At 63.9% G+C, this 12,937-nt stretch carries 7 protein-coding genes; all 7 read right to left on the reverse strand.

Annotation, left to right across the window (positions count from 1 at the left end; translation table 11 throughout):
• Window positions 1-239 precede the first annotated feature (239 nt).
• Complete coding sequence (locus DM807_RS09805) at window positions 240-1,730, reverse strand: efflux transporter outer membrane subunit (protein ID WP_012271979.1); 1,491 nt, start codon at window positions 1,728-1,730, stop codon at window positions 240-242.
• Window positions 1,727-4,834 (reverse strand): efflux RND transporter permease subunit, encoded by a 3,108-nt coding sequence (locus DM807_RS09810; RefSeq protein WP_012271978.1) that lies wholly within the window; start codon window positions 4,832-4,834, stop codon window positions 1,727-1,729. Before DM807_RS09810 ends, DM807_RS09805 begins: the two co-directional genes overlap by 4 nt.
• The gene (locus DM807_RS09815; RefSeq protein ID WP_060514214.1) at window positions 4,831-7,929 is read right to left on the reverse strand and encodes an MdtB/MuxB family multidrug efflux RND transporter permease subunit; all 3,099 of its coding nucleotides are present in this window, start codon (window positions 7,927-7,929) and stop codon (window positions 4,831-4,833) included. The genes DM807_RS09810 and DM807_RS09815 overlap by 4 nt, the downstream gene beginning before the upstream one ends.
• Window positions 7,926-9,236, reverse strand: coding sequence for an MdtA/MuxA family multidrug efflux RND transporter periplasmic adaptor subunit (locus DM807_RS09820; protein ID WP_012271976.1), 1,311 nt, complete (start codon window positions 9,234-9,236; stop codon window positions 7,926-7,928). The genes DM807_RS09815 and DM807_RS09820 overlap by 4 nt, the downstream gene beginning before the upstream one ends.
• Window positions 9,237-9,454: 218 nt before the next feature.
• The gene (gene tpx, locus DM807_RS09825) at window positions 9,455-9,955 is read right to left on the reverse strand and encodes a thiol peroxidase (RefSeq protein WP_012271975.1); all 501 of its coding nucleotides are present in this window, start codon (window positions 9,953-9,955) and stop codon (window positions 9,455-9,457) included.
• A 167-nt stretch (window positions 9,956-10,122) separates the two neighbouring features.
• Complete coding sequence (locus tag DM807_RS09830) at window positions 10,123-11,403, reverse strand: serine/threonine transporter (RefSeq protein ID WP_012271974.1); 1,281 nt, start codon at window positions 11,401-11,403, stop codon at window positions 10,123-10,125.
• 296 nt (window positions 11,404-11,699) lie between these two features.
• Entirely contained in the window at window positions 11,700-12,896 is a 1,197-nt protein-coding gene (locus DM807_RS09835) for an aromatic amino acid transaminase (protein WP_179027326.1), read from the reverse strand.
• Window positions 12,897-12,937 lie beyond the last annotated feature (41 nt).

Genomic DNA, 12,937 nt, shown 5'->3' on the forward strand with positions numbered 1-12,937 from the left:
GCCCGGCAAAAGCTGACGATTGTACTCAAGCTTAAGCGAAACGCACGGGGTTTTTGCGAATGGGAATGGATCCAATACCTGGATGATACAACTATGCGCTGTACCTTGTGGAAGCGGCCTTGTGTCGCGAAAGGGCTGCGAAGCAGCCCCAGCAATATTAATGGTTACGCGAATAATCTGGGGCCGCTTTGCGGCCCTTTCGCGACACAAGGCCGCGCCCACAAACGCGTGCGATTGCTTCAGTCCTGCTCGGCAAAGGCTTGCTCGGCATCCCAGCCGCCCCCCAGCGCGGCCACCAGTTGCACGCTGGCCACCAGGCGCCCTTGCAGCAGGTTCAACACACTGCGCTCGTTGCTCAGCGCCGTGGTCTGCACGTTGACCACATCCAGGTAGCCGATCAGCCCGGCGCGGTACTGGTTCTCGGTCAGGCGCAGCGACTCGCGGGCGGCATCCAGCGCTTCCTGGCGCACCACGGCTTCATCGCCATACACCTTCAACTGCACCAGCAGGTTTTCCACTTCCTTGAAGCCGTCCAGCACCGTCTGGCGATACTGCGCAACGGTCTGGTCATACACTGCCACCGTGCGGTCGACCTCGGCGCTGCGTTTGCCAGCGTCGAACAGAGTCAGCGCCAACTGCGGGCCTACCGACCAATAGCGGTTGGGCAGCTCGATCCAGTTGCTGAAGCTGCTGCTGGAATAACCGCCACTCATGCTCAGGCTGAGGTCCGGGAAGTACGCTGCCCGCGACACGCCAATGTTGGCGTTGGCCGCCATCACATTACGTTCGGCCGCCGCGATGTCCGGGCGCCGCTCCAGCAGTTGCGAAGGCAGCGAAACCGGTATTTGCGGCAGTGCCGGAATCGCCTTGCTGTCGGCCAGGGCAAAGTCGGCGGGGGCCTTGCCCAGCAGCACGGCAATGGCGTTCTCGAACTGCGCGCGCTGCCAGATCAGGTCGATCAGGTCGGCCTGGGTGCTTTTGAGCTGGGTGCGGGCCTGGGCCACGGCATCAGGGCCAGCGACACCGGCACGGTACTGGTTCTCGTTCATGCGCAGCGAGCGCTCGTAGGCCGCCACGGTGGCTTCCAGCAAGCGTTTCTGCTCGTCTATAACGCGCAATTGCAGGTAATTCTGCACCAGCTCCGATTGCTGGCTCAGGCGGATCGAAGCGAGGTCGGCGAAGCTGGCTTCGGCACTGGCCTCGTTGGCATTCATGGTTTCCCGCAGCTTGCCCCACAGGTCGATTTCCCAGCTCACGCCCAACTGCGCGTTGTAGGTGTTGCGAATGCCACTGCTGTTGTTGGAAAGGCTCGAACTGGAGCTGCCGGTACCCTGCGCCGAGCGGTTTTTGCTGGCGCTCAGGTCCAGGCTGGGGAACAGCGCCGCACGGCTGCTGCGCACCAGCGCCTGGGCCTGACGGTACTGGGCCTCTGATTGCGCCACGGTCTGGTTGCTGCGGTTAAGCTCCTCGACCAGCGCATTGAGCCCGGCATCGCCGTAGATTTCCCACCAGGCGCCGCGGGCGATGGCATCGGACGGCGAGGCCTGGGTCCAGCCTTCGGCGTGCTTGAACTGCGCCGCCGAGCTGTTCAGCTCGGGGCGGTGGTAGTCCGGGCTCAGTGTGCAGGCACTGAGCAAGGCCACGCACAGCCCGGCGCCGAGCAGGCGCGAGCCACGCCCACGGGTCAGCGCTTGCAGGGCGCGGTGAAGTGGGGTCTGGGCAAAAGTCATAGCGGGGTTTCCAGGGCGGCGTCGGTGCGCACGCCGCGCCAACGGTTGAAACGGTGGCGCAGGCGGTCCAGGTACAGGTAGACAACCGGCGTTGTATAAAGAGTGAGAATCTGGCTGAACACCAGGCCGCCGATGATGGTCAGGCCCAGCGGCTGGCGCATTTCTGCGCCTTCGGCGTGGCTCAACAGCAACGGCAAGGCGCCGAGGATGGCTGCCAGGGTGGTCATCAGGATCGGCCGCAGGCGCAGCAGGCAGGCCCGGCGGATCGACTCTTCCGGCGACAGGCCCTGGTGGCGCTCCAGTTGCAAAGCCAGGTCGATCATCAGAATGGCGTTCTTCTTCACCACGCCAATCAGCAGGAACAGCCCCAGCAGCGAGATCAGGCTGAACTCGCCGCCGGTGACGTACAACGCCAGCAAGGCCCCGACGCCGGCCGAAGGCAGTGTCGAGAGAATGGTCAGCGGGTGGATGTAGCTCTCATAAAGAATGCCCAGCACCAGGTACACCAGCAGCAGTGCGCCAAGGATCATGAAGGGCTGCCCCTGTTGGGTCTTGGCAAAGGCATCGGCAGTGCCGCCGAGCTTGGCAATCACCTCCTCGGGCAAGCCCAGCTTGGCCACCGCGCGCTCCAGCGCCGCCATGGCCTGGTCGGGGCTGTAGCCCTCGGCGACGTCGAAGGCGATGTCTTCCGAGGCGAACTGGCCTTCGTGGCTGACCCGGTCGTTGGCCAGGCTGTTTTCGTAGCGGGCGATGGTCGACAACGGCACGCGAGCACCGTCGGCGGTAATCACCTGTACTTGTTCGAGGGTGCTTGGGTCCCAGGCGTATTTCGGGTTGATCTCCAGCACCACCTGGTACTGGTTGAGGCTGTCGTAGATAGTGGAGATCTGCCGCTGGCTGTAAGCGTTGTTCAGTACCGTGGTGACCATGTCCATGTCGATGCCCAGGCGCTTGGCCTGGTCACGGTCGACCACCAGCGTCACCTGTTGGGTACCGGCACCATCGCGGGCGTCGATGGCGGTCAGTTCCGGTAGCGCACGCAGCGCCGCGACCACCTTGGGGAACCACTGGCGCAATGCCGCCAGGTCACCGCTTTGCAGGGTATACAGGTACTGCGACGAGGTCTGATCACGCCCCCCGCCCCCCAGTTGCAAGTCCTGGTCGGCCATCAGGAACAGACGCCCGCCGGGCACTTTGGGCATTTCCTTGCGCAGGCGCTCGATCACCTTCTGCGCATCGATCTTGCGCTCGCTGATCGGTTTCAGGCGCACCAGCACCATGGCGTTGTTGGTGCCGCTGTTGCCACCGATGAAACCGGCAACGCTCTGCACGGCCGGGTCGGCAAGCAAGGCGCGACGGTAGATTTCCATCTTCGGCTGCATCACGCTGAACGACAGACCATCGTCGCCGCGGATAAAGCCCATCAGTTGGCCGGTGTCCTGCTGCGGCATCAGCGTCTTGGGCACGACCACGTACAGGGCGATGTTGATGCCGATGGTGGCCAGCAGGCTAAGCAGGGTCAGGCGCTTGTGGCGAATGGCCCAGCCCAGGCTGCGGTCATAGGCATTGACCATGCGTTGATGCAGCTTGTCGCTCCACCGCTGCAGGCGGGTCTGCTCGGCCTGGTGCGGCTTGAGCCAACGAGCGCAAAGCATCGGTGTGAGGGTCAACGACACCACCAGCGAGACGATGATCGCCGCCGCCAGGGTAATGGAAAACTCCTGGAACAGGTTGCGCACAATGCCCCCCATGAACAGGATGGAGACAAACACCGCCACCAATGACACGTTCATCGACAGCAAGGTGAAGCCCACTTCCTTGGCGCCCAGGAAGGCCGCCTTCATCGGCGGCTGGCCGTCCTCGATGTGCCTGGAAATGTTCTCCAGCACCACGATGGCGTCGTCCACAACCAGCCCGGTGGCGAGGATCAGCGCCATCAGCGACAGGTTATTGAGCGAGAAGCCGCACAGGTACATGACCGCGAACGTGCCCACCAGCGATACCGGCACCGCCAGGCTGGGGATCAGCGAGGCGCGCAGGCTGCCGAGGAACAGGTAGACCACCAGGATCACCAGCACCACGGCGATCAGCAAAGTGTGCTCGGCCTCTTTCAGCGTGGCCTTGATCACAGGCGAGCGATCCATGGCCACGTTCAGTTGCACGCTGGCGGGCAGCAACGACTGCAAGGCCGGCAACTGCGCCTTGATCTGGTCGACCGTTTCGATGATGTTGGCGCCGGTCTGACGGTTGACCACCAACAGCACCGCTGCCTGGTCATTGAAGAAGCCACTGTTGTAGCGGTTCTCGACGCCGTCGGTGATGGTCGCTACGTCGGACAGCCGCAGGATGGTGCCGTTCTGCTGTCGGATCACCACCGGCTCGTAGTCCTTGGCGCTTTCCAGCTGGTCGTTGGCGCGCACCTGCCAGTTGCGTTCGGCGTCCTCGACAAAGCCCATGGGCCGGCGCTGGTTGGCGTTGGACACCGCCGTGCGCACCTCGTCCAGCGACAGGTTGTACTGGTTGAGCAATTGCGGCTCGACGGCAATGCGCACGGCCGGCAACGAACTGCCACCGATCTGCACCTCCCCTACCCCCGACACCTGGGCCAGGCTCTGCGACAGGATGGTGTCGGCCAGGTCGTACAGCTGGCCCTTCTGCAGCACATCCGAGGTCAGCGACAGCACCATGATCGGCGCTTGTGACGGGTTGATCTTCTTGTAGGTGGGCATGCTGCGCATGCCGCTGGGCAGCAGGTTGCGGGTGGCGTTGATCGCTGCCTGCACCTCACGTGCCGCGCCGTCGATGTCGCGGCCCATCTCGAAGCCGATCACCACCCGGGTGGAGCCTTGGTTGGAGCTGCTGGTGAGTGTGGTGACGCCAGCGATACTCCCCAGCTTGCGCTCCAGCGGCGTGGCCACGGTGGAGGCCATGACCTCGGGACTGGCGCCGGACAGGTTGGCCGACACCACGATTACCGGGAAGTCCATTTGCGGCAGCGGCGCCACCGGCAGCAAGCCAAAGCTGACCCCACCCAGCAGCATGATCGCCAGGCTCAACAGCATGGTCGCCACCGGGCGACGGATGAACGGACCGGACAGGTTCATGCCTCGGCCTGCTTCACGTCAGTGGCCGGGCGCCAGCGGCGGGCCAGGCGGTCGAAGTACAGGTAGATGACCGGGGTGGTGAACAGCGTCAGCACCTGGCTGACCAGCAGCCCGCCGACCATCACCAGGCCCAGCGGCTGGCGCAGTTCGGCACCGGAACCGGTGGCGAGCATCAGCGGCACCGCACCGAACAGCGCGGCCAGGGTGGTCATCAGGATCGGCCGGAAGCGCAGCAGCGCCGCCTGGTAGATGGCATCGCGCGGGCTCATGCCCTGGTGGCGCTCAGCCTCCAGGGCGAAGTCGATCATCATGATCGCGTTCTTCTTGACGATGCCGATCAGCAGGATGATGCCGATGATGGCAATCATGCCCAGGTCGTTGCCGCTGATGAGCAAGGCCAGCAAGGCCCCCACCGCTGCCGATGGCAAGGTCGAGAGGATGGTCACCGGGTGGATGTAGCTCTCGTACAGCACGCCCAGCACGATGTACATGGTCACCACCGCTGCCAGAATCAGCAGCAAGGTACTCGACAGCGATGCCTGGAAAGCCTCGGCCGCGCCCTGGAAGCGGGTTTGCACGCCCAGCGGCATGCCGATGTCCTTCTGCACCTGCTCGATCACCTGCACCGCCTCGCCCAGCGATGCACCGTGGCCCAGGTTGAACGACAGGGTCACTGCCGGGAACTGGCCGATGTGGGAAATGGCCAACTGCGCCTGACGCTGCTCGATGCGCGCCAGCGCCGACAGGCGCACCTGGCCGCCATCGGTGGCCTTGACGTGGATTGACTCCAGCGCCTGCGGGCCAATCACGGCGGCATCCTGCGACTGCAGCACCACGCGGTACTGGCTGGCCTGGGTGTAGATGGTGGAGATCTGCCGCTGGCCGAAGGCGTCGTACAGGGCGTTGGTGATTTGTGACACGGTAATGCCCAGGCGGCTGGCCATGTCACGGTCGATCACCAGGTACACCTGCAGGCCCTTGTCCTGCAGATCGCTGGCCACGTCGGCCAGTTCCGGGCGCTGCTGCAGCGCCTGCACCAGCTTGCCGCTCCACTGCGCCAGCAGGTCGGCGTCCGGCGACGACAGACTGAACTGGTACTGGGTACGGCTGACCCGGTCCTCGATGCTCAGGTCCTGTACCGGCTGCATGAACAGACGGATGCCCACCAGCCGGTCGACTTGCGGCTGCAGGCGGCTGATCACTTGGCTGGCGGTGACATCGCGCTCGCCGTGGGGCTTGAGGTTGATCAGCAGGCGGCCGCTGTTGAGCGTGGCGTTGTCGCCGTCGACACCGATGTAGGACGACAGGCTTTGCACCGCAGGGTCTTGCAGGATCACCTTGCTCAGCGCCTGCTGGCGCTCGCTCATGGCGGCGAACGAGGTGGACTGCGGCGCTTCGGAGATACCCTGGATCACCCCGGTGTCCTGCACCGGGAAGAAGCCTTTGGGCACCACCATGTACAAGAATACCGTCAGCGCCAGGCTGGCCACTGCCACCAGCAGGGTCAGCGGTTGGTGCTTCAGCACCCACTGCAGGGCACTGCCGTAGTGCTTGATCAGCCAGTCGATCCAGGCACCGCTGGCGCGGTAGAAACGGCTTTGTTCCTCTTCCTTGGGCTCACGCTTGAGCAGGCGCGCGCACATCATCGGCGTCAGGGTCAGCGACACCACCAGGGAAATCAGGATGGCCACCGCCAGGGTGATGGCGAACTCGCGGAACAAGCGGCCGACCACGTCAGCCATGAACAGCAGCGGGATCAGTACGGCGATCAGCGAGAAGGTCAGCGAAATCAGGGTGAAGCCGATCTGCCGGGCGCCCTTGAGCGCCGCCTGCATGGGGGTCTCGCCCTCTTCGATGTGTCGGGAGATGTTCTCCAGCATGACGATGGCATCATCGACCACGAAGCCTGTGGCAATGGTCAGGGCCATCAGCGTCAGGTTGTTGACCGAGAAACCGGCCAGGTACATCACCCCGAAGGTGCCGATCAGCGACAGTGGCACGGCAATCGATGGAATGAGGGTGGCGCTGAAGCGGCGCAGGAAGACGAAGGTGACCATCACCACCAGCACGATGGCGATCAGCAGTTCGTGTTGCACGTCCTTGACCGCGGCGCGGATGGTCTGGGTGCGGTCGGTCAGCACCGAGACATCGAGGCCAGCCGGCAGGTTGTCGGTGATCGACGGCAGCAGGTCCTTGATGCGGTCGACCACTTCGATCACGTTGGCGCCCGGCTGACGCTGGATGTTCAGCAGCACCGCGTGGTTTTCGTTGGCCCAGGCGGCCAGGCGTTCGTTTTCGGCGCCGTCGACGATTTCGGCTACGTCTTTCAGGCGCAGCGGAGCGCCATTGTTGTAGGCCAGAATCAGGTTGGCGTATTCCTCGGGGGAACGCAGTTGGTCGTTGGCATCGAGCATCGACACCCGTGTCGGGCCGTCGAAGTTGCCTTTGGGCTGGTTGACGTTGGAAGCGCCGATCAGAGTACGCACGTCGTCCAGGTTCAGGCCGTTGGCCGCCAGAGCGTCGACGTTGACCTTGATCCGCACCGCCTGGCGCTGGCCGCCGGCAATGCTGACCATGCCCACGCCGCTGATCTGCGCGAGCTTTTGCGCCACGCGGGTATCGACCAGGTCGTTGAGCTTGGGCAGCGGCATGGTCTTGCTGGAGATGGCCAAGGTCAGCACCGGGGTGTCGGCCGGGTTGACCTTGTTGTACACCGGCGGTGCCGGCAAGTCGCTGGGCAGCAGGTTGCTGGCGGCGTTGATCGCGGCCTGCACCTGTTGCTCGGCAACGTCCATGTTCATGTCGAGGTTGAAGCGCAGGGTCAGCACCGACGCGCCACCGGAGCTGGTCGAGGCCATCTGCTCCAGGCCCGGCATCTGGCCGAACTGGCGCTCCAGTGGCGCGGTGACGGCGCTGGTCATGACCTGCGGGCTGGCGCCAGGGTACAGGGTCATCACGCGGATGGTCGGGTAGTCCACCTGCGGCAATGCGGACACCGGCAGCAGCTTGTAGGCGATCAGGCCGGCCAGGACAATGGCCAGCATGCTCAGCGTGGTGGCGACCGGCCGCAGGATGAACAGACGCGAGAGGTTCATGCGCCCGCCTTGCCTGCTGCGTTACCGGGCTGTGCTTCACCTGTGTGCGCCGAGCCCTTGGCTTCCTGGCCTTGCAGGTGCTGGCCGGGCGTGGTCGGCACCTGCGAGCTGTCTTCTACCACTTCCACCTTGGTGCCTTCGCGCAGGCGGTCAGTGCCTTCAAGCACCAGGCGGTCGCCCGCCTTGAGGCCTTCGAGAATGACGCTGTTCTCGCCGTCGCTGGCGCCAACCTTGAGCTTGCGCACGTTCACGGTGCTTTCGGCGTTGACCACATAGGCAAAGGTGCCGTCGTTGCCAAACTGGATGGCCGCAGCCGGGGCCATGACCACCTGCTTGAGTGTGTCGGCCAGCAGGCGCACGTTGACGAACTGGTTGGGGAACAGGGCCAGGTCCTTGTTCTCGAAGCGGCCCTTGAACTTCAGGGTGCCGGTGGTGGTGTCGATCTGGTTGTCGATGCTGCCCAGCACACCTGTGGACTGCAGCTTGCTGTCACTGCGGTCCCAGGCCTCGACCGGCAGGCTCGCGCCACTGCGGTAGCGCTCCAGCACGGTGCTCAGCTCGGTTTCCGGCAGGGTGAAGGCGACGCTGATCGGCTCGGTCTGGGTGATCACCACCAGTGCGGTGGCGTCGTTGGCCGCCACCAGGTTGCCCAGGTCGAGTTGACGCAGGCCTACACGGCCGTTGATTGGCGAACGAATTTGAGTGAAGTCGAGGTTCAGGCGAGCATCGTTGACCTGTGCCTGATTGGTCTTGACCAGCCCCTGGAACTGCGCCACTTGTGCTTCGGCGGTGTCGAGGGTTTGCTTGGCGATACTGTCTTCGGCGTACAGGCCTTTATAGCGGGCCAGGTCGACCTGGGCGTTCTTCAACTGTGCCTGGTTCTGCGCCAGGGTGCCTTCGGCCTGCTGCAGGGCGATGCGGTACGAGCGCGGGTCGATTTCGGCGAGCAGGTCGCCGGCCTTGACCTGCTGGCCTTCCTTGAAGTGGATTTTCACCAGTTCGCCTGCCACCCGGCTGCGGACGTTCACTGTGTTGGTCGCAGTGACGGTGCCCAGGGCCTTGTAGTACAGCGGAAAATCACCCACCCGTACCGGTTCGACGCGCACCGGCACCGGGTCGCTGGAGCCGCCGAAGCCTGGCCGGCCACCCATCATGCCCATGCCCTTGCCGCCGCGCCCGCCGCCGCTGGCTTCTTTGTGCGCGGGCGTTGCTGCAGGCCAAAGCCACCAGGCCAGTGCAGCCACCAGCAGCAGGATCAGCAGGCCGACGAGCCAGCGACGAGGGGAACGGGAATTGGACGCTTGCATGGGTTGAACGAACCTTGTTCGGAATGACGACTTCGGGAGGGTGAACGATAAGCACTGCCATCGTTTTAGCAAAGGGCCTTTACCAGAGGTTTACCTTTGCCTGACGTTGCCAAGACGCGGAATTTTAAATGAAAACGGCCCGGAACGCGTTCCGGGCCGTTACAGGGTGTTGCTTGGGGCGACGGTGGGCTGCAGATGCCCGCCCTACCCCACAACCTTTACTTCAGTACAGCCAGCGCTGCATCGTAGTTCGGCTCGTCGGCAATTTCACCAACCAGCTCGCTGTGCAGCACCTTGTCGCTCTCGTCCAGCACCACCACGGCGCGGGCGGCCAGGCCGGCCAGTGGGCCGTCGGCGATGGCGACGCCGTAGTTCTCGAGGAACTCGCGGCCACGCAGGGTCGACAGGTTCTTCACGTTTTCCAGGCCTTCTGCGCCGCAGAAGCGGGCCTGGGCGAACGGCAGGTCGGCGGAAATGCACAGTACCACGGTGTTGGCTACATCATTGGCCTGGGCGTTGAACTTGCGCACGGAGGTGGCGCAGGTTGGGGTGTCGACGCTCGGGAAGATGTTCAGCACCTTGCGCTTGCCGGCGTAGTCCTTCAGCGACTTGTCAGCCAGGCCTTCACCGACCAGGGAGAAGGCCGGAGCCTGGGCGCCGACTTTCGGCAGTTCGCCTTTGACCTGAACCGGGTTGCCTTTGAGAGTCACTTGAGCCATGACGAAATCCTTATACGGGGTTTGAAAAGGACACTGAGTTAAGCATGAAGGCGGCCGGGTGCCTATGGGGGCAGGTGAAATTGTTCTATTGCCGGACAATTCTTGTGGACAAAAAAATGCCCAGGTTGCGACAAGCGCCCCGGGCATTCTTTATTTCTGGCAGCGAATCAGCCGAGCAGGCCGTACACCACCGAGGTCAACGCAACCAGGCCGACCACCACAACGAATACGTTGGAGGCTGCACCGCTGTACTTGCGCATCGACGGTACACGGCGGATGGCGTACATCGGCATCAGGAACAGCAGCACCGCAAGGATCGGACCGCCGAGCGATTCGATCATGCGCAGGATGCTCGGGTTGAGGGTGGCGACGATCCAGCACACCACCAGCATCAGCGCGGCAACTACGCGGTCCAGGGTTTTGGCACCCGGGCGCGCGCCGGTCTTGGCGATGATGCCCTTCAGGCCTTCGCTGGCACCGATGTAATGGCCCAGGAACGACTTGGCAATGGCCACGAAGGCGATCAACGGCGCAGCGAACGCGATGGTCGGGTTGCTGAAATGGTTGGCCAGGTACGACAGGATCGACAGGTTCTGTGCCTTGGCTTCGGCCAGCTGGGCGCTGCTCAGGGTGAGCACGCAGCTGAACACGAAGAACAGCACCATCACCACCATCAGCAGGTGGGCACGGCGCAGGATCTGGCCGCTGCGCTCATCGGCGTGCTCGCCGTAGCGGCGCTTCTGGTCAACGGCAAAGGCCGAGATGATCGGCGAGTGGTTGAACGAGAACACCATCACCGGAATGGCCAGCCACAGGGTGTGCAGGAAGGCCGAGGCCGGTGGCACCTGGGTAGCGCTGTCGAGGATGCCACCCGTCCAGTGCGGCACCAGGTACAGGCCCAGCAACGCCAGGGCGACGATGAACGGGTACACCAGCAGGCTCATGACCTTGACCGTGGCCTGCTCGCCACAGCGCACGATGGCCAGCAGGCCGAGGATCAGCACGAACGACAGGATGGCCCGCGGCGGCGGCTGCATGTGCAACTGGTGCTCCATGAAGCTGGACACGGTGTTGGTCAGCGCCACGCTATAGATAAGCAGGATGGGGAAGATGGCGAAGAAGTACAGCACGGTGATCGAGGCACCGGCGGTGCTGCCGAAGTGCTCCTTGACCACTTCGGTAATGTCGCCACCGTTGCGCCCCGACAGGACGAATCGGGTCAACCCACGGTGGGCAAAGTACGTCATCGGGAAGGCCAGGATGGCCAGGATCAGCAGCGGCCAGAAGCCGCCAAGGCCGGCGTTGATCGGCAGGAACAGGGTTCCGGCGCCAATGGCTGTGCCGAACAGGCCCAGCATCCAGGTGGTGTCGTGACGCGCCCAGCTGCCAAGGGTGGCGGGGGTCGATTCTGCAAAGCGTTGTTCAACGCTTGGGGCCTGCTCATTCATTCCGGGTGAAGCTCCACTCGCAAGACTGCAACAGGCTGAGAATGGCGAAACAGTGCCTTCGCCCAACTCAACCGGAAAAGAGGGGCGCGATTGTGCACGGAAAGGTTGCACTTGCGAAGCCCTTTTCCGAGGGGCGGTTGCACTTGTCTTTACAAGTGAGGTGCAGCTGGCTGAAAACGCGGGTTGCAGCAATGACCTGTGGGGGCGGCGTTGCGCCGCGAAAGGGCCGCAAAGCGGCCCTGGCATTACTCGCTGCGAAGCTGCGAATGCAGGGGCCGCGCTGGGCCCCTGGAGGATTACTTCTGAACGGCGGCGAACGCTTCGGCAACCCGCTGCAGGTTGGCCGGACGCAGGCCGGACATGCACACGCGGCCGCTGTCGATCAGGTACACACCGAACTCGTCACGCAGGCGACGCACCTGCTCGACGCTGAAGCCGGTGTAGCTGAACATGCCGCGCTGGCGCAGGAAGAACTGGAAGTCCTGGCCTGGCAGCAGCACGGCCAGGGCATCGACCAGCGCCTGGCGCATGTCGAGGATCCGCTTGCGCATCACTTCGACTTCTTCGGCCCACTGGGCATTCAGGCCTGCATCGCTGAGCACGCCAGCCACCAGCTGGGCGCCGAAGTTGGGCGGGCTGGAGTAGTTGCGGCGCACAGTGGCCTTCAACTGGCCAAGTACGCTCTGGGCAGTGGCGTCGTCATCGCACACCACCGACAGGCCGCCTACCCGCTCGCCGTACAGCGAGAAGATTTTCGAGAACGAGTTGCTGACCAGGCACGGCACGCCGGCACGGGCCATTTCGCGGATGGCGTAGGCGTCTTCCACCAGGCCTTCGGCGAAGCCTTGGTAGGCGATGTCGAGGAACGGGATCAGCTGGCGCGCCTTGACCACTTCGACCACTTGCTGCCACTGGTGCTGTTCCAGGTCGGCGCCGGTAGGGTTGTGGCAGCACGGGTGCAGCAGGACCACGCTGTTGGCCGGCAGGGTCTGCAGGGTGGCCAGCATGCCGTCGAAGTCCACGCCACGGGTGGCCTGGTCGAAGTACGGGTAGGAGTGCACCTTGAAGCCTGCGCCTTCGAAGATGGCGCGGTGGTTGTCCCAGGTCGGGTTGCTGACCCAGACTTCGGACTGCGGGAAGTAGCGCTTGAGGAAGTCGGCACCGACTTTAAGGGCACCGGAGCCGCCCACGGTCTGCACGGTAGACACGCGACCGCCCGTCACGGCGGGGTGATCAGCACCGAACAGCAGCGCCTGGATCGCCTGGCGGTAGCTGGCCAGGCCTTCCATCGGCAGGTACAGGGAGGCTTCGTGGTCCTGGCCGGCCATGCGTTTTTCCACCGCATCCACAGCCGCCAGTTGCGGCACCACGCCGGCCTCATCGTAGTACAGGCCAATACTCAGGTTGACCTTGTCGGCGCGCGGGTCGGCCTTGAAGGTTTCCATCAACGAGAGGATCGGGTCGCCGGCATAGGCATCGACATGTTTGAACACAGCGTGCAGCTCCTTGGATCAGGACAGTTCGAAAAGGCAGA

It is taken from the genome of Pseudomonas hunanensis, from assembly GCF_013393325.1.
GTDB classification, from domain to species: Bacteria; Pseudomonadota; Gammaproteobacteria; order Pseudomonadales; family Pseudomonadaceae; genus Aquipseudomonas; species Aquipseudomonas putida_P.

Bases quoted from the DNA above. Each gene is read 5' to 3' on its own strand.
- DM807_RS09810 (WP_012271978.1), bottom strand. From the start codon at position 4,834: ATGAACCTGTCCGGTCCGTTCATCCGTCGCCCGGTGGCGACCATGCTG.
- DM807_RS09830 (WP_012271974.1), bottom strand. From the start codon at position 11,403: ATGAATGAGCAGGCCCCAAGCGTTGAACAACGCTTTGCAGAATCGACC.
- DM807_RS09805 (WP_012271979.1), bottom strand. From the start codon at position 1,730: ATGACTTTTGCCCAGACCCCACTTCACCGCGCCCTGCAAGCGCTGACC.
- DM807_RS09815 (WP_060514214.1), bottom strand. From the start codon at position 7,929: ATGAACCTCTCGCGTCTGTTCATCCTGCGGCCGGTCGCCACCACGCTG.
- DM807_RS09820 (WP_012271976.1), bottom strand. From the start codon at position 9,236: ATGCAAGCGTCCAATTCCCGTTCCCCTCGTCGCTGGCTCGTCGGCCTG.
- tpx (WP_012271975.1), bottom strand. From the start codon at position 9,955: ATGGCTCAAGTGACTCTCAAAGGCAACCCGGTTCAGGTCAAAGGCGAA.